Source organism: Bradyrhizobium sp. T-12 (assembly GCF_058314695.1).
The window spans coordinates 4,406,243-4,422,846 of record NZ_CM177756.1; the positions used below are offsets into that span (position 1 = coordinate 4,406,243).

The 16,604-nt window shown below is 61.8% G+C and carries 14 protein-coding genes; 1 reads left to right on the plus strand and 13 read right to left on the minus strand.

The window, feature by feature from the left end; all coding sequences use genetic code 11:
* Positions 1–11: 11 nt before the first annotated feature.
* The 12 genes from AC0WRY_RS20885 to AC0WRY_RS20940 all read right to left on the minus strand — a co-directional run bounded on the left by AC0WRY_RS20885 (position 12) and on the right by AC0WRY_RS20940 (position 14,011).
* Complete coding sequence (locus AC0WRY_RS20885) at positions 12–2,078, minus strand: hydantoinase/oxoprolinase family protein (RefSeq protein ID WP_194402659.1); 2,067 nt, start codon at positions 2,076–2,078, stop codon at positions 12–14.
* Between the two features lie 163 nt (positions 2,079–2,241).
* Positions 2,242–3,180 (minus strand): nitrogen assimilation transcriptional regulator NAC, encoded by a 939-nt coding sequence (gene nac / locus AC0WRY_RS20890; RefSeq protein WP_194402660.1) that lies wholly within the window; start codon positions 3,178–3,180, stop codon positions 2,242–2,244.
* Positions 3,181–3,303: 123 nt separating this feature from the next.
* Complete coding sequence (locus AC0WRY_RS20895) at positions 3,304–4,512, minus strand: aspartate transaminase (RefSeq protein ID WP_194402661.1); 1,209 nt, start codon at positions 4,510–4,512, stop codon at positions 3,304–3,306.
* 57 nt (positions 4,513–4,569) lie between these two features.
* Complete coding sequence (locus AC0WRY_RS20900; RefSeq protein WP_491120749.1) at positions 4,570–5,310, minus strand: branched-chain amino acid ABC transporter ATP-binding protein; 741 nt, start codon at positions 5,308–5,310, stop codon at positions 4,570–4,572.
* A complete protein-coding gene (locus tag AC0WRY_RS20905) occupies positions 5,303–6,073 on the minus strand; it encodes an ABC transporter ATP-binding protein (protein ID WP_194402663.1) in 771 nt (256 codons plus the stop codon). The genes AC0WRY_RS20900 and AC0WRY_RS20905 overlap by 8 nt, the downstream gene beginning before the upstream one ends.
* A complete protein-coding gene (locus AC0WRY_RS20910) occupies positions 6,070–7,056 on the minus strand; it encodes a branched-chain amino acid ABC transporter permease (protein WP_194408345.1) in 987 nt (328 codons plus the stop codon). Before AC0WRY_RS20910 ends, AC0WRY_RS20905 begins: the two co-directional genes overlap by 4 nt.
* A 44-nt stretch (positions 7,057–7,100) precedes the next feature.
* Complete coding sequence (locus AC0WRY_RS20915; protein WP_194402664.1) at positions 7,101–7,973, minus strand: branched-chain amino acid ABC transporter permease; 873 nt, start codon at positions 7,971–7,973, stop codon at positions 7,101–7,103.
* A 21-nt stretch (positions 7,974–7,994) separates the two neighbouring features.
* The gene (locus tag AC0WRY_RS20920) at positions 7,995–9,182 is read right to left on the minus strand and encodes an ABC transporter substrate-binding protein (protein WP_194402665.1); all 1,188 of its coding nucleotides are present in this window, start codon (positions 9,180–9,182) and stop codon (positions 7,995–7,997) included.
* Positions 9,183–10,260: 1,078 nt separating this feature from the next.
* Entirely contained in the window at positions 10,261–11,703 is a 1,443-nt protein-coding gene (locus AC0WRY_RS20925; RefSeq protein WP_491120753.1) for an FAD-binding oxidoreductase, read from the minus strand.
* On the minus strand, positions 11,700–12,116 hold the full coding sequence (locus AC0WRY_RS20930; RefSeq protein WP_194402667.1) for a PaaI family thioesterase: 417 nt from the start codon (positions 12,114–12,116) through the stop codon (positions 11,700–11,702). Before AC0WRY_RS20930 ends, AC0WRY_RS20925 begins: the two co-directional genes overlap by 4 nt.
* A 13-nt stretch (positions 12,117–12,129) precedes the next feature.
* The gene (locus AC0WRY_RS20935; RefSeq protein WP_491120755.1) at positions 12,130–13,362 is read right to left on the minus strand and encodes a CaiB/BaiF CoA transferase family protein; all 1,233 of its coding nucleotides are present in this window, start codon (positions 13,360–13,362) and stop codon (positions 12,130–12,132) included.
* On the minus strand, positions 13,349–14,011 hold the full coding sequence (locus tag AC0WRY_RS20940; protein WP_246776286.1) for a haloacid dehalogenase type II: 663 nt from the start codon (positions 14,009–14,011) through the stop codon (positions 13,349–13,351). The genes AC0WRY_RS20935 and AC0WRY_RS20940 overlap by 14 nt, the downstream gene beginning before the upstream one ends.
* A 133-nt stretch (positions 14,012–14,144) precedes the next feature.
* On the opposite strand from AC0WRY_RS20940, the gene AC0WRY_RS20945 reads away from it, so the two are divergent.
* On the plus strand, positions 14,145–15,047 hold the full coding sequence (locus tag AC0WRY_RS20945) for a LysR family transcriptional regulator (protein WP_194402670.1): 903 nt from the start codon (positions 14,145–14,147) through the stop codon (positions 15,045–15,047).
* Here AC0WRY_RS20945 and AC0WRY_RS20950 read toward each other — a convergent pair.
* Positions 15,044–16,450: an MFS transporter gene (locus AC0WRY_RS20950; RefSeq protein ID WP_491120758.1), complete on the minus strand. Its 1,407-nt coding sequence runs from the start codon at positions 16,448–16,450 to the stop codon at positions 15,044–15,046. The genes AC0WRY_RS20945 and AC0WRY_RS20950 overlap by 4 nt on opposite strands.
* Positions 16,451–16,604: the final 154 nt, after the last annotated feature.

Genomic DNA, 16,604 nt, shown 5'->3' on the forward strand with positions numbered 1-16,604 from the left:
AGGCGTCGTCCTTAGGCAATGTTGATCACGAGGTTTCCGTTAATGTCGACGTGAGCGGCGCCACTCGGTCCCACGACCGCGGTCGACTCACGCTGCTCCACGATCGCCGGTCCCTTGATCTCCTCGCCGACCGGCAGCTTGTAGTGATCATAGACCGGCGTTTCGACGAAACCATTGCGCTCGCTGAAATAGACGGAACGCGTGCCTTTCTTGGCCTCGGCGGCATGTCGCGTGTGCGGGCGGGTCACCTGATCCTTTTGACCACTGGAGCGGAGGCGCCAGGTGATCACCTCGACCGATGAGCCTGCAACAATGCGTCCAAACAGCTCGCGGTAGAGCTTGTAGAAGTTGCCGAGCAGCTCTTCGTGGAACTGCCTGGGCGGCAGGCTTCGATCCGGCAGCGCGACCGTGATCTCGTGGCCCTGGCCGACGTGACGCATATCGACGGTATAGGTGTTGGTGATCGTCTCCGGCGCAACACCGGCGGCGCGGACGACCTCCGCGCCCTGAGCGGCGAGATCGCCGAGCAGGCGATCCATCGCAGCAAAATCCCAATTATCGACCTGCATCGGAAAACTCGCGGAGAGATCGACCGCGACCGGAGCGATCAGCAGACCGATCGCCGAGGTGACGCCGGCGCCCGTCGGGCAGATGATGCGCTTGATGCCGAGCTTGCGCGCGATGCCATAGGCATGCACGGGACCGGCGCCGCCGAACGCGACCATCGGCAGGCTGCGCGGATCGACACCGAGGTCGGTCGCATGCACCGCGGCCGCCTTGCTCATGGATTCGTTGACGAGGTCGTGGATGCCGAAGGCGCAGCGCGGCACGCTGACATCGAGGGACGCAGCGAGCTTCGTCATCGCCGCCTGCGCCGCATCCTTGGACACCTTGAACGAGCCTCCGACGAAGGATTCGGTCCCCATATAGCCGAGCAGGATATCGGCATCGGTCACGGTCGGCTCGGTGCCGCCGCGCTGGTACGCAGCCGGTCCCGGCATCGCACCGGCCGACCGCGGCCCGACATCGAGCAAACCGAGCGGGTTCTTCGCCGCGATCGAGCCGCCGCCAGCGCCGATCTCGATCATGCGGATCGACTGTATTTTTAGGGGGAAGCCCGAGCCTTTGCGGAAGCGATGATAGTGGGCAACCTCGAGATCCGTGCCGACCGTCGGCTCGCCGTTCGGGATCAGGCATAGCTTTGCGGTGGTGCCGCCCATGTCGAAGGACAGCACGCTGCCCTCCCCGGCAATGCGGCCGAATTCGGCGGCGGCGACCGCGCCTGCAGCCGGCCCGGATTCGATCAGGCGCACCGGCAATTCGGCGGCGCGGCTGCTCGGCACGAGGCCGCCCGACGAGGTCATCCAGAGTACTTGGCGATTGATACCCTTCGCGGCGAATTCGCGTTCGAGATGGGCGACGTGGCCCGACATCTGCGGCCGCGTGTAGGCGTTGACGACTGTGGTCGAGGCGCGGTCGAACTCGCGCACCTCCGGGCAGACCTCGGACGACAGCGACACGAAGATGTCAGGGTCCTCTTCGCGCAGCAGCGCCGCGATGCGCTGCTCGTGGGTCGGGTATTTGTAAGCGTGCAGCAGGCAGACGGCGACGGACTTGATGCCCTCTTCGCGCAACCGGCCGGCGATCTCGCGGACCGTGTCCTCCTCCAGCGCGGTGATGACCTCGCCATCGGCGGCGATGCGCTCGACGGCGCCAAAGCTGTTGGCGCGCGTGACCAGCGGGTCCGGGTATTTCAAGTTCAGATCGTAGAGGTCGTAACGTCCCTCGTTACGGATGCGCAGCATGTCCTGGAAGCCGGCGGTCGAGATGAAGCCGGTCTTGACACCCTTGCGTTCGAGCACGGCATTGGTGACCACGGTGGTGGCACCGAGCACCTGAAGCCCGTCGAGATCGACGTCGTCTCCGAATTGTTCGAGCAGCTCGGACACACCTCGAACCACGGCCTCGGCCGGATTAGCGGGTGTGCTCAGCACCTTGTGGAGATGCAGTTCGCCCTTGTCGTCGAGCAGCGCGAAATCGGTGAAAGTTCCCCCGGTATCGAATGCGAGCTTGGCCATCTTTGTCCTCGAAGCGATTGTCTTCGAGCGTAGGAAATGCGGTCGCGGCCGACCACCACAACTCCTGTCTGCCGCCATAGGTTTTGTTTATGGCCTAGCGAAACCGGCGCGATGCAGCCGCTGCGCATGCCGGTGCGCGAGCTTCGACCTCCAGCGGTATTCCTTAGACCGCTTTGATTCCCTGCGGATGGCTGCGCATCAGCTTCTCGACCACGGTCAAAAGTACCGATCGCGTGGCGAGCGCAGGCTCCGACAAGGGCAGATGGTCGGAGACGCACAGGGACACCGTCGCCTCGATCGCGGGACGCACCAGCCGCCGCACCTCGACACCGCCAAAGCTCGACGCGGTCGCGGCGACCGAAGCCGGCAGGATGGTCGAGCCGAGCCCCTCGGTCACGGCTGCGCCGAGCGCGGAAACGGATTCGATCTCGGAGGCGACGTTCGGCGTCACCCTCGCCCGCGCCAGCGATTCGTCGATCAGCCGTCGCAGGAAATGTCCCTGGCTCGGCAGCAGCAGCTTGACGTCGGCCAGCGCCGATAGCGGCAGCGGCTCGTCCGTCGGCTTTTTCGCCGACGGCTCCGCGCGCGAGACCAGATATAGCTCCTCGCGGAATAACGGCTGCAGCTTGACGCCCTTAATTGGACCCGAGCCATAGATCATGGCCATGTCCATCTTGCCTGTCATGATCAGCTCGCTCAATACATGGCCAAAGCTGTCGTTGATATGGACGACGATCTGCGGATGTAGCGCCGACATCTCCTTCAAGATCGGCAGCGACAGCGTGCTCGACGCCGAATAGGTCGCAAGCCCGATCGAGACCCGCCCAGCCAGCGCCTTGGTCGATTGATCGATATCGATCTGCGCCTGCTCGATCTGCTTCAGCAGCAATTGCGCATGGCGGTAGAGGATTAGGCCCGCTTCGGTCGGGACGATGCCGTGATTGCTGCGCAGAAGCAGCTTGTGCTTGAAGTGCGTCTCGAGGGCCGCGATCTGCTGCGACAACGCGGGCTGTGCCGTCCGCAACAGGCCAGCGGCGCGCGAAACGCTGCCGGCGTCAACGACTTTGACAAAGCTCTTCAGCTTCCTGAAATCGACGCTCATAGGGGCCGAACGCTGGTCCTGGAGATAAGGTCTGGAGCTGCACTATCCTTTATCTAGCCTATTGATTTCAATGAGATTCTCGCCGATGCGGCCGCTTTTCGGATGCCGCGGCGGCGCCCGCGCTCAGCGAAGCGCCTTGCAGGCCTTCTCAATGCGGTCGCAGGCGTCCTTGATCGCCTCCATCGAGGTTGCAAACGACAGGCGGAAATACGGCGAGAGCCCATAGGCCGCGCCCTGCACGGCGGCCACACCGACATCGTCGAGCAGATAGAGCACGAAATCGAGATCGTTCTCGATGACCTTTCCATCAGGCGTGGTCTTGCCGATCACGCCGGCACAGCCGGGATAGAGATAGAAGGCACCGTCAGGCACCAGACACCACAGACCCGGGATCGCATTGAGCCGCGCGCAGGCATAGTCGCGGCGCTCCTTGTAGAGCTTGACGCTGTCGCGAACGAACGACTGGTCGCTGCTCAGCGCATGGGCGGCGGCGGCCTGGCTGATCGACGACGGGCAGGACGACATCTGCGACTGCAGTTTGTTGATAGCGGCAACCAGCGGCGCGGGCCCCGCGGCATAACCGATCCGCCAGCCGGTCATGGCATAGGTCTTGGACACGCCATTAGTGAGCAGGACGCGATCCCTGAGCTCTGGTACCGCGGCCGCAAGCGTCGTCGCAGGCTCGAAGCGGTACCAGATCTGGTCATAGATATCGTCGGAAAGCACGAGGACATTCGGATGGCGCAGCAGCACGTCGCCGATCGCCTTGAGGTCCGCGCGGGAATAGGCCGCGCCGGTCGGATTCGAGGGTGCATTCAGGATCAGCCAGCGCGTCTTCGGCGTGATCGCGGCCTCCAGCGCCTCCGCCGTCAGCTTGAATCCCTGGTTCTCGGAGCAGCGTACGATGACGGGCTTGCCGTCATTGGCAATGACCATGTCGGGATAGGAGACCCAATAGGGTGCGGGAATGATGACCTCCGCGCCCTCCTCCACGCTCGCCATCAGCGCGAGGAACAGGATCTGCTTGGCGCCGCCGCCGACGCAGATCTCGTTGTCGGCATATTCGAGCCCGAGGCGGCGCTTGTAGTCGGCGATGATTGCCTTGCGCAGGGCGACGGTGCCGTTGACCGCGGTATACTTGGTTTCGCCACGGTCGATCGCCTCATGCGCCGCCGCCTTGACATGATCGGGCGTGTCGAAATCAGGCTCGCCGATTGCCATGTCGACGATGTCGCGTCCAGCCGCCTTCAGCTCGCGAACGCGAGCGGACGCCGCGGTGGTCGGAGAAATCTTGATGCGCGAGACGCGCGCGGCCGGCACGAAGATCGTCACTGTGGTCGTCCTTTTGCGTTGCGAATGGTGTCCGCGCCCGACGAGCGGGCGCCCAAATCAATGTTCGACGTCGGTCTCACCGCGCATGCGGCCGGCGAGGAAGAGCTCCCCGAGCTCGTCGTGGGTAATATCGGCGGGGCGTCCATCCCAAATCACCTTGCCCAGCCGCAGGATGACAGCGCGCTGCGCCACCGCCATCGCCTTCTTGGTGTTCTGCTCGACCAGCAGAATGGTCTGGCCAGCGGCGTTGATACGCAGCAGCTCATCGAAGACGACGCCGATCGCGGTCGGCGACAGACCGACCGAGGGCTCGTCGACCAGCAGAATCTTCGGCCGCTGCAACACGGCCATCGCGACTTCCAGCAATTGTTGCTCGCCGCCGGACATGTTGCCAGCGAGCGTATTGCGGCGCGTCTTCAGGACTGGAAAGAGGTCATAGACATAGTCCCGCTCCGCCTTCACCCTGCTGTCGCGCAGCGTATAGGCGGCCATCTGCAAATTCTCGTCGACCGTCATGACCGGAAAGTTGCAGCGTCCCTGCGGCACCCAGGAGATGCCTTCAGCCAGGATCGCGCGCGACTTCAGCGACGTGATGTCCTTGCCTTGCCAGTTGACGCTTCCGCCCTTGATGGTCGTCATGCCGTAGAGCGTCTTGAGCAGGGTCGACTTGCCGGCGCCGTTCGGTCCCATCAGCGCGACGAACTGACCCTGGGGCACGTCGAGATTGACGCCGTTGAGGATGTCGAGCGAGCCATAGCCCGCGCGCAGGTCCTTGATCGAGAGAGAGGACTCAGCCACCGAGATAGGCCTCCCGCACCGCCTGGTTCTGGACGATCTCGTCGGGTGTTCCCTCGGCGAGCTTGCGTCCCTGGTCGAGCACGACGACGCGTTTACACAGGCTCGTGACCACGTCGATATTGTGCTCGATGATCAGAAAACTGACGCCGAAGGAGGTGTTGGCGAGGCGGATGCTCTCGACCACGCGCTCGATCAGTTTCGGATTGATGCCGGCCATGGGCTCGTCGAGCAGGATCAGCTTTGGCTCGGGCATCAGCATCGAGGCGAACTGGATCAGCTTCTGCTGACCTCCGGAGAGCTTTCCGGCGGGCTGGAAACGGACGTCCCAGAGGCCGGCGATCTTGATCAGCTCGCGCGCCCGTTCCCTGAGCGCCGCCACGCGATTGCGGGCGGCGGCGCCGATGCCGAAAGTCGACCAGATTCCCGGAAAGGTGAACATCTGGCCGGCGATGACAAGGTTCTCCTCGATGTCGAGCGCACCGAACACCACCGTTTTCTGGAAGGACCGCAACATGCGGCCTTCGCGTGCGATGTCGTTCAGCGACCAGCCTGTGATGTCCTGGCCGTCGAGCTTCACTGCCCCCGCATTGGGCTTGGCAAGCCCGGTCACGCAATCGAAGAAGGTAGACTTGCCCGACCCGTTTGGGCCGATCAATCCGCAAATCTCGCCGCGATCGACATGGAGATCGACGCCATCGACGGCACGGACCGCACCATAAGACTTGCAGAGGCCGGAGATGGAGAGGATCGGGAGTCCGGTCATTTGCGCCTCTCCAGCAACGACCAGAAGCGGCCAATGAGCGGGGCGAACCCGCTTGGAAACCAAAAGACCAGCCCGAGCAGGAAGAAGCCATAGGCGATCATGCGCAGCTCCGGGGCAACGCGAAGCGCTTCCGTGAGACCGACGAACAGCAGGCTGCCGAAGATGACGCCCGAAATGGTCCCCGCCCCACCGCCGAGCACGATGATCAGCATCGTCGTCGAATAGTACATCTGGAAGGTGAGCGGGCTGACGACGGTGAGGTAGTGCGCATAGAGACTGCCGCCGAGGCCGGCGAAAGCGGCGCTGATCATGAAGACGATCAGCTTGTAGTGCCAGGTTGGGATGCCCACGGATTCGGCAAGCGTTTCGTTCTCGCGGATCGCGATCATGTTCCGGCCCGCCGGCGAACGGACAATGAGGTAGGCGACCAGTGTAGCGATGGCGGCGATCGCGAGGACCAGATAGTAGAAGCCAACCGTGCCCGACACGGTGAACGAAGCCGGCCCCAGCGCAAAGTAAGGCTTGGGAATGGCCGCCAGCCCCATGTCGCCGCGCGTCAGGCTGATCCAGTTCTTGGCGATGGCCTGCCCGATGATGACGAAACCCAGCGTGCACATGACGAACGACGTCGCGCGCAGCCTCAGCGCCGGAATTCCGAGCGGCAGCGCAATGGCGCCGGCCGCGAGACCGGCTGCCAGGAAGTTCACATAGAAGGGCGTGCCGAAATGCACCGCGAGCAGCGCGGACGTGTAGGCGCCGATGCCGAAGAAGGCGGCCTGCGCGAGCGACAAGAGCCCGGTGTAACCGAGCAGCAGGTTGAGCCCGTGCGCCGGCAACAGGAAGATCAGCGCGATAATCATCGCGTGCAACGGATAATTGCCGAGGAATAGCGGCGCGACACAGGCCAGCGCCACGAGCGCGATGCCAAAGGGAAGGCGAAGATCCCGTCCCGTGGTCGCGGCTGAGAGTTCAGCGGGCGTCATGTTCGGCTCTCGGGCGATCTCGCTCACCTGTCATCACCACCGATCTAAAAGCGCGCCTGCGCGGAAAAGAGTCCATGTGGGCGCCACATCAAAACCAGCATCAGGGTCGCAAACCCGACCGTGTCGCGGAATTGAAGGCCGACATAAGTGGCGACCAGACTCTCGGCGATACCAAGGATCATGGCGGCGACGAACGTGCCGCGCACGTTGCCGAGTCCACCCATGATGATGATCGGCAGGGTCTTGAACGTGATCAGCTCGCCCATGCCGCCGTAGACGCTCACGTTCACCGGTGCCGTCAGCACGCCCGAAAGCGCGGCAAGACCGGCTCCGATGATGAACGTCCACAGTGCGATATGGCGAACATCGATACCCACCACCGCGCAGCACTCGATGTTCTGGGAGACCGCGCGCATGGCCTTGCCCATCCGGCTGTAGGTGACCATCAGCTCGAGCCCGACGAACACGATGAGGCCGACGATGATGATCAGGATGCGCTGTTCGGCCAGCGTGAAGCCAAAAACGCTCACCGGCTCGATGTAGCCGCCCGAGAAGAACTTGTAGCTGCCGCCGAAGACCAGGATGACCGTGTTCTGCAGGATCAGCGCGACGCCGAGGGTGGCGAGGACGCCGGCCTCGGCCGGCGCTCCCACGATCCGCTGCATCACGAAGTTGCCGACGACGACAGCGATCACGGCCGTCGCAACGACGCCGATCACGACCGCGACCGGATAGGGCAGATCGAAGTACTCGATCGCGAACCAGGCCCCGAAGGTCCCGAGCATGTAGTATTCGCCGTGGGCGAAATTGATGGCCCGCAGGACGCCGAAGATCATCGTCATGCCGACGGCAACGATCGCGTAGACCGATCCGGAAACGATGCCGTTAACGACCTGTTCGATGATCGTGTAGAACATGGCGCCTACCGTTCCGCGGGTTTACTTGGGATAGTCGATCTCGGCCTTGTAGGCGCCCTTGACTACGGGCTTGCCGCCCTCGATCTCGAGGAGGATCATCGGCAGGCGCGCCTGGTTGTGATCGTCGAAGGTGACCTCGCCGACCGCGCTATCATAGTGGATGCCGGAGAGCGCGGCCCGGACTTTCTCGCGATCGATGCTCTTGGCCTGCTCGATCGCCTTGGCGAGCAGGTGCACCGTCTCCCAGTGCACATAGGCGTGATTGTTGGGAGCCTCGCGGTATTCGGCGGTGAACTTGTCGACGAAGGCCTTGCTCTTCGGAGAGTCGTATCCCGGAAGCCAGGCTGCCGCCTCGATCGCCCCCTCCATCGCCTTCGGCGCCGCCTTGATGGTGCTCGCCGTATTGAACTCGGCATTGCCGATCAGCGGGATCTTGCCTGCGATCCCGACTTCCATCATCTGGCGCCCGACAATGGGCGCGCTGTCGGCGTTGCCGTACATGATGATGGCCTGGGCGCCGGAATCGCGGATCTTGGAGAGCACGCTGCGGAAATCCACCTCGCCTTCCTTGTAGTAGTCTTCCGTCAGGATCTCGCTCTTGAAGCGCGGGAGATACTTCTTGGTGAAGTGGATGGCCGCGCGACCGTAGTCGGTGTCGACCGAGAGAACAGAATACTTTGTGAAACCCTTCTTCTCGGCCGCGTATTGCAGCACGAGCAGCGAGCGGTTCTCGTCGGTCGGATAGTTGCGGAACGTCCACTTGAAGCCACCGACGCCCGCCTTGTAGGTGATCATCGGGTTCGACGAGGCCGCGTTGAGGAGCAGGACGCCGGCGTCCTCGACGACCGGCTGCATGGCCAGCGTCACGGAACTCGAGACGTCGCCGATAATGAAGTCGACCTGATCCTGGTCGATCAGGCGGCGGGTGGCCGAGACGCCCTCGACCGGCGTGCCCTGGCTGTCCCCTGGCATGACATTGATCTTGCGTCCGCCCACGCCGCCCGCATCGTTGATTTCCTTAGCGGCCATCTGGGCACCGCGCAGCGAAAAGGCTCCGTACCGGGCGTTCGGGCCGCTCATCGGTGCGACCAGACCCAGCCTGACCGTGCCATCTTCGCTTCGCGCTGCAAAGGCACCGGAGGAAACGGTCTGCAATCCAATCAGGGCCGTTCCGATGCAAAATCCGCGTCGGCTCAATTCGATCGTCATTTCCCCGCTCCGTTGCTGCTATCAAATGATGCGTCCGCGAGCACCGCCACTTTTGTGGTCTTGCCTTGAATTTCTTTTGCCGCGTCCAACGGTAAAAATAGATTTACGTTTGATGACAGGGGAAGCACGACTGCAGTCTGCCGCCATAGCGAATTCTTATGGCGGGCGATCAGAACCTTAGCGGCCCTTCTCGACTAACGGAGATCTAGTCCTCGTGACCAGATTCCTGTGAGGTCCGCTTTGCACCAACGCCGACCTCCGCACGGCGATTGCTGGCCGATTACCCGCGTGCGACACCGGCTGCTCGTGGTATCGAGCCAACCACCCCGTCAAGCTGGCTCCACAGAATTGCCTGCCCGATTTTGCGCAGCCAGCCAATACCGTCTGCAGCTTGCAACCGTGGCCACCTGCGTCATTCATCCGAACTGATTCAAAGAATTGGAATCAGTTCAATCGCTTGGGTTTCCAAGTATGGAGGAGCTCCGTGCTTCAGTGATCACGGCCGTTGGTCGCGGTGCTCCTCGCTCAAGTGAACAATTCGCTCCAATATGGGGCTTGGCGTACACCTCGAATGCCAGCAGCACGGTCGTGGCTCTGATGGCCTTGGCCTTATCCCGCCCGACCCGCGCGATACTTTTCGGGCTAAAGCAGAGATTCGGCCCTGCCCTTCTGCACGCTGCGATACGCCGCAATGCTCCATCAGCGTATGGACGGTGGAGTATTGGTTCCGGAGAGGCTAAATCGGCAACCACCTTGACGTCCAAAGGAAGGAAGAAAACAACGTGGCCGCAAGAATACGCCAAGCTACGCGATAGGCAGCCGCGGGCCCTACTCCCACTCTATCATTTAAGAAGAGCTTTCAGCGTTGATTTTCAAGCACAAATCCTTTGAGCTGACGGTCTAATCTCGACGGTATACCCGCCCAATTTTTTCGATCTTGAATTCACAGGAAAATTTGAGTGGCTCTGACGGTTTGTACCTTCAGCAAGTATTGGCCTCAATCGACGCGCTAGACGAACGCCGAGTCGAAACGGGCTTTCTTGGGCTTTCGTTGATTTCCAGACGATACCGTCAGCAGTCACTCGGACAGGCCGCTTTTTCTTGATCTGGTTTCGGTTCGCGAGAGCCGGAATAACTTGCCGGGATTGAACGAGCCCTCGTTATCGATCGACGCCTTGATCCGGCGCATGAGATCGAGCTCAACTGGATCTCTTTTGCTTTCAAGCAGGTCGACCTTGGCCCGACCGATACCGTGTTCGGCCGAAACTGTGCCACCCAAAGAGACCACGATATCATAGATGGACTTGCTGATCTGCCTGCCCTGCTCGGCTGCTCGTTCGGCACCGAGCGCCGCGGGTAGGATGACGTTCAGGTGGATGTTGCCGTCTCCGACATGACCGAACGGAACGAGCGTGGCGTCGGGAAAGACTGCTCCGATATGGGCGCGGCTTCGGCGCAGTAGTTCGGGGACCTGCGCCACGGGCACGGCGACGTCGTGTTTGAAGTCGTAGCCGGCCTTCTTTTGAACCTCGGTCTGATCCTCGCGTAGACGCCAGATCTGCTTCTGTTGTTCTCCGCTTTGTGCAAGCGCGGCATCGGCGATGCTGCCGTCCTCGAGCCTGTCGGTCAGAAACGCTTCCAGGAAGTCCTTCAGGCCGGCTTCCGGACGGCTCGAAGTCAGTTCGACAAGGACATAGTGGTCCGCCTTTTCGACGGGTGAGCGAAGCCCCTCTCGCTTCGCCAACTCGACGCAAGAACCCGAGAGATACTCAATGGCTCGGACGTTGCCCTCTGCGGCCGCGCGGAGCTTCATCCAAAAGTCCAAGACCTGGTCCTCTGTCTTGACCGCGCAGAAAGCGACCTCGCGAGCGACGGGCAGAGGCACCAGCTTCATAGCCGCGGCCGTAATGATGCCGAGCGTTCCCTCGGAACCGGCGAAGAGCTGCCGGAGGGCGTATCCGGTATTGTCCTTCCGCAGCGTGCGCAAGCCATTCCAGACGCGTCCGTCGGGCAGCACGACCTCCATTCCGAGCAGGAGATCCCTCGCGCTTCCGTACCTGACGGCCGAGATGCCGCCCGCGTTCGTTGCCAGCGCGCCGCCGAGCGTAGCAGTACCCTCCGAGGCGAAAGATAGCGGAAACGAGGCCCGCGCCTCCGCCGCGGCGTTCTGAAGCTCGGCGACGGTCGCGCCCGCTTCCGCGACTATGGACATATCGACGGGATCGACCTTCCTGATTTTCCTCAGCAACCCGGTGCTGACGACGACCTGGAGACCCGTGTTGTCCGGCGTGGCGCCCCCAACAAGCCCGGTGTTGCCGCCCTGTGGAACGATGGCAACCCCGGATTCATGACAAATTCGGAGACTTTGCGCGAGCAAATCTGTCGACCTTGGGCGGAGAACGCACGCGGCATTCCCGTGAAACAGACCTCGCCAGTCCGACAGAAATCCCTCCGCCAATGCCAGATCGATGATGCAATCGGGGCCGAGCAGCTCACGGAGCCTTGCGATGACATCGTTCACAGTTGCTTCCAGGTGGAGGTCGCATGGGCGATGATCTCGCCGGCACTATCCGCGGCGGACGACTGGAGGAAGAAGGTCTTTCGTCCCTTCTTCAGAAATCTGGCACGACAGTTGACAATGCCGCTGCGGACCGCCGCGAAATACTGGATCTTCATCTCGAGCGTCGCGCCGGCGCCGAACTGGTGCTTGAGAAGGTGTCCCATCGAAATGTCAAGAGCAGTCGCCAGCACGCCGCCGTGAAGCGATCCCTGCGGATTGAACATGTAGGGCTTCACATCGAGAGAGACGATGCAGGCGTCGGCCTCGTAGGAGACCGCCATCCCGAAGAACCGCGACAGGAAGAACGACCCAAATTCGTGGCGGCCGTCGCCTATGGCCGCAACGATCAGTTCCCGCACCTGCGCTTCGTCCATCCCTCCTACCTCCCTACTCCGCCGATTGCTTCAGCGCGGCGTCGCCGAACGCGCCCTTCGAGGCGAAATCTAGCACTTCCCTCCGCGTCCACCCGAGCCAGCTCTCGAACACTTCGACGGTGTGCTCACCAAGCGTCGGCGGCGGTGCGGACGGCGCGGGAGGCTTGTCGTCGAAGCGCAGCGGCCGGGCAACGAACCTTACTTCGCCGGCGACCTTATGCGTCACGGTCTGGATCATGTCGCGTCGGACGAGTTGCGGTGCTTCGCAGACTTCTCCGACCGTTCGGATCGCACCACATGGAATGCCGGCGCCACCAAACATCTCGAGCCAGCGATCCCGCGGTTCTGCCTTGAAGATGGGACGAAGGATCCCGCCGAGCGCACCGCGGTTGGCCGCCCGTTTGGGAGCGGACTCGAAGCGAGGATCGGTCTCGAGGTCGCGGCGACCGATGACTGCGCAGAACAGCGACCAGAATTTGTCGTTGGCGACGCCGAGGTTGAACCAGCCGTCACAGGCCTGGAAGGTTTCGTACGGGCTAATCGTTGGGTGCACGTTGCCGCGACGCTTTGGACTTTCTCCGGACGCGAAGTACATGCCGGCGTTGAACGTCAACAGCGAGGCCATCGCGTCCAGCATGGAGACATCGACACGCCCGCCAACACCGCTCCTCTCGCGCTTCATGAGCGCGGCAAGAACCGCCTGCGAAGCATAGAGGCCGGTGACCAGGTCCGCGATAGACGTGCCGACCTTCATGGGCGGACCGTCCGGATCGCCGGTGATGTTCATGACACCGGACTCGCCCTGCAGGATCAGGTCGTAGCCGGGCCGGTTCGCGTCCGGACCGGTCCTGCCAAATCCGGAGATGCTGCACTGGATGAGCTTGGGATTGCCGGCGCTCAACGCAGCGTAGGACAGGCCCCACTTGTCGAGCGTACCGGGCCTGAAATTATCGATCACGACGTCGGCGGCCTTGGCGAGCGCGATCACCGCGTCCCGGCCGGCCGGCGATTTCAGGTCGATCGCGCAGCTCCGCTTGTTACGGTTGACCGACAGAAAGTAGGAACTCTCGCCGTTGACGAACGGAGGGCCGTAGCGACGACTTTCGTCGCCGACACGGGGATCTTCGATCTTCACGACGTCCGCACCGAGATCGCCGAGGTGCATCGTGGCGAAGGGGCCGGAGACGACGCGGCATAGGTCCAGGACCTTGATGCCGGAGAGAGCTTCCGTACTAGACGATCGCATCCGCCAGATCCTTCATCGTCTCAACCGTGACATCGGGCTTGTGCGGCGTCTCTTCAAACGGCCGGTTACGCCGGTTGATCATCGCAGTACGCATGCCCGCTGATTTGGCGCCGATGACGTCGAAGGCGTGATTGGCGACGAAGAGTATCTGATCCATCTTGAGACCGAGGATCTCGGCACCCTTTGTGTACGTAGCGACGTGCGGCTTGAATGAATTGGCCTCGGCGACAGAGATCACGTTGTCGAACGGGATCTTGTGGTACTTCTTGGCGGTCTCGAGCATGTCGCGGTCACCGTTCGAGAGCACGACAAGCTTGTACTTGGTCTGGAGCTTTGCCAGCGCCTCAGGCACCTCGGGAAAGCATTCGAGCTTCTCAATCTCGCCAACGAGATACTTCACTTCGTCCTTCGTGTACTTGATGCCCGACCGGTCCATGACTTGCGATACGGCGCGGTGACCGATCTCGCGGTAGGGCGTGTGCTCGCGGTGCAGCAGCGCGTCGATCATTGAGTTCTCGAAGTGGGTACGGCGCCACCACGTGACAAAGGAGTTCGGATTGCCCGTCCAACCCTTCTGCTTGAGAAACCGCGTCGCGATCTTGACCAGCCCCCCCTGCATATCGACGACAGTACCGTACTGGTCGAACATGCAGACCTTCACTTCGTTCTTGATCGTCTCAAAGCTCATCTGTGCCTCCTTGGTTGCACCCGAGACGTACCGACCCTGGCGCCATCCGTGAAATGGATTTGTTATCTCTCGACATTCACGATATGAATGATCAATGAACCTTCGCTCGATCGACCTCAATCTCCTCGTGGCGCTCGACGCGCTCCTGACCGAACGGCACGTGACGAAGGCCGCCGATCGCGTTGGGCTTAGCCAGCCTGCGATGAGCAACGCGCTCAATCGCTTGCGAGCGATGTTCGAGGATGAGCTTCTGGTCCGCACCACGACTGGGATGAAGCCGACCCCTCGGGCGAATGAGCTTGCCGAGCCGCTCCGTCAGGCGCTGCGGCAAGTCGAACGTGTCATGGTCAGCGATGCTGGGTTCGACGCGTCGCAGTCGGAGCGCACGTTCACCATCCGAATGTCGGACATTCTGGCGTGCCTCCTGCTTCCAAGACTTGCCGCCGCTCGCCCCGCGAATGCGCGAATCTCCTACAATACGATCCACTTGTCGCCGTCGTTGACTGTCGACGCATTGGAGCGAGACGAAATCGACGTGGCGGTCAGCATGGGCCTGGAACATTCGGCATCGATCCGCTCCGAGACATTGCTCCAAGATCGCATGATCTGTCTTATGCGGCGCCATCACCCCATCAAGCGTGGCCGCCTGACATTCGAAAGCTTCATCGCCCAGGAGCAGATGAAGGTGTCCATGAGCCCAACCGACCTTCGCTTCGTCGACGACGTGCTCGCAGAAAGGGGGCAGCAGCGACGGATTGCCTTGAATGTTCCGCATTGGTTGGTCGTCCCGCATGTTCTCAAGCAGACCGACCTGCTCGCTGTGATGCCAAGGCATCTAGCCGCGGTCCTGATGGACGACGGCTTGAGGATGGAAGACCTTCCGTTCGACTCTGCGCCGTTCGCCTGGATGTTGTACTGGCACCGACGATACGACCAGAGTAACGCGAACGGATGGCTCCGTGAGCGGATCACGGCGGTTTGCTCCGACCTAAGTTAGACGCCGACGTCTGCCGGCCGCTGGCCAAGGGATTGCGCCCCGCCGAGGCCATCCGGTACCGCAGATACATTTTCCAGCGACTGCCCCTTGGTCTCGAAGCCGAAGATCAGGAAGATCAGCGCCTGGAACACCAGAATCCCGGCCAGCGTTGTCAGCACGCCGGTAAGTCCTTGCCAGGCGAAGATTGCGACCACGACGTATTGGACGAGCGCTGTGGCTATGCGCCCGGAGGTGGCGCAAATAGCTGTACCTCGAAGCCGATAACGCGTCGGGAAGAGTTCGGGCACGTGCATGGCAAAACCAGTTGCGAGCATCACGTAGATTGCCGTGACGAGCAGGAAGCCAGTCCCGGCAAGAGCGATGCCGTCTGACATATGGGGGTACGCAATGCCGAGTACGGCCGCAGCGAGCGAAGAACACACAATCGAAAGCCTGCGCCCTAGGCGATCCGCCAGCATCAGTCCGATCAACGATCCTACCGGCCCGCCGAGCGCCATCACGCTGGTATAGCCCAAAGATGACACCACGCTATGGCCGCCCTTGATCATGAAGGTCGGAAGCCACCCGATAAATCCGTAGAGGCTGAATCCGACGACGATGTGCAATAGGCTGCCCAGCAGAGTTCGCCCAAGATAAGGGGACTGGAAAAGCCGCCACACCGAGCCTGGCTTCTCTTCCGCCCCAGCCATCTGCACGACAGGTGGCAGCGGCCCCTTCTTTGACGCCTCCGCTTCAATCTTCAAAAGGATCCTTTCGGCCTCGTCCGCGCGGCCGTTCGCCGCGAGCCAACGAGGCGATTCCGGCATCGACTTGCGGAGGAACCATACGAACATCGCAAGGATGCCGACGAGAAGGAACATGTATCGCCATCCGAGGTTCGGGATCACCCACAGACCGACCATCGAGGACACGAAGAGCGAGAAATTGGTGATGACAGCCAAAAGGCCGATCCAGCGTCCTCGCGATGAGGCCGGTACGAACTCGGTCAAGGTCGCGTAGCCAACAACGATTTCGGCGCCGAGCCCAATCCCGATTATGAACCGCAGGCCGATCAGCACCGACATGTTAGGCGCGAAAGCTGCACCGATCGATGCCAAACCGAAGATCGCGAGGTTTATCTGATACGAAAAGCGGCGACCGAAGCGATCTCCAAGAATTCCCGAGAACCAAGCACCGATGGTCATGCCAACGAATGTCGCGGAGACAAAAGCGGCGTTCAACTCTATCGTCGACCAGCCTTCCTTGACAATCGCACCGAGAACGCCGCCGGCAAGATAGATGTCGAAGGCGTCGAGGAACATGCCCGCGCCGATCAGAGCGAGTATGCGCCAATGGAAGCCGCAGATTGGCAGCCGATCGAGGCGTGCACCCGCGTTGATGTCGACGAACCCAGACCGACCCATTCTTGAACCTCCCCTACTCGGCCTCTAGGAGCCGAATGTTATGATCGACGATTGATCAACGCGCAGAGGATCGACGTCCAATCGAAATCGGAAATTCGACTATTCGGCCCAGTGATGATGGCACGGACCGCACAAGGTCGCAGCGTGTCCGAGG

Bases quoted from the DNA above. Each gene is read 5' to 3' on its own strand.
- AC0WRY_RS20920 (WP_194402665.1), bottom strand. From the start codon at position 9,182: ATGACGATCGAATTGAGCCGACGCGGATTTTGCATCGGAACGGCCCTG.
- nac (WP_194402660.1), bottom strand. From the start codon at position 3,180: ATGAGCGTCGATTTCAGGAAGCTGAAGAGCTTTGTCAAAGTCGTTGAC.
- AC0WRY_RS20930 (WP_194402667.1), bottom strand. From the start codon at position 12,116: ATGGACGAAGCGCAGGTGCGGGAACTGATCGTTGCGGCCATAGGCGAC.
- AC0WRY_RS20885 (WP_194402659.1), bottom strand. From the start codon at position 2,078: ATGGCCAAGCTCGCATTCGATACCGGGGGAACTTTCACCGATTTCGCG.
- AC0WRY_RS20950 (WP_491120758.1), bottom strand. From the start codon at position 16,450: ATGGGTCGGTCTGGGTTCGTCGACATCAACGCGGGTGCACGCCTCGAT.
- AC0WRY_RS20945 (WP_194402670.1), top strand. From the start codon at position 14,145: ATGAACCTTCGCTCGATCGACCTCAATCTCCTCGTGGCGCTCGACGCG.
- AC0WRY_RS20910 (WP_194408345.1), bottom strand. From the start codon at position 7,056: ATGACGCCCGCTGAACTCTCAGCCGCGACCACGGGACGGGATCTTCGC.
- AC0WRY_RS20935 (WP_491120755.1), bottom strand. From the start codon at position 13,362: ATGCGATCGTCTAGTACGGAAGCTCTCTCCGGCATCAAGGTCCTGGAC.
- AC0WRY_RS20905 (WP_194402663.1), bottom strand. From the start codon at position 6,073: ATGACCGGACTCCCGATCCTCTCCATCTCCGGCCTCTGCAAGTCTTAT.
- AC0WRY_RS20915 (WP_194402664.1), bottom strand. From the start codon at position 7,973: ATGTTCTACACGATCATCGAACAGGTCGTTAACGGCATCGTTTCCGGA.
- AC0WRY_RS20940 (WP_246776286.1), bottom strand. From the start codon at position 14,011: ATGTTCGACCAGTACGGTACTGTCGTCGATATGCAGGGGGGGCTGGTC.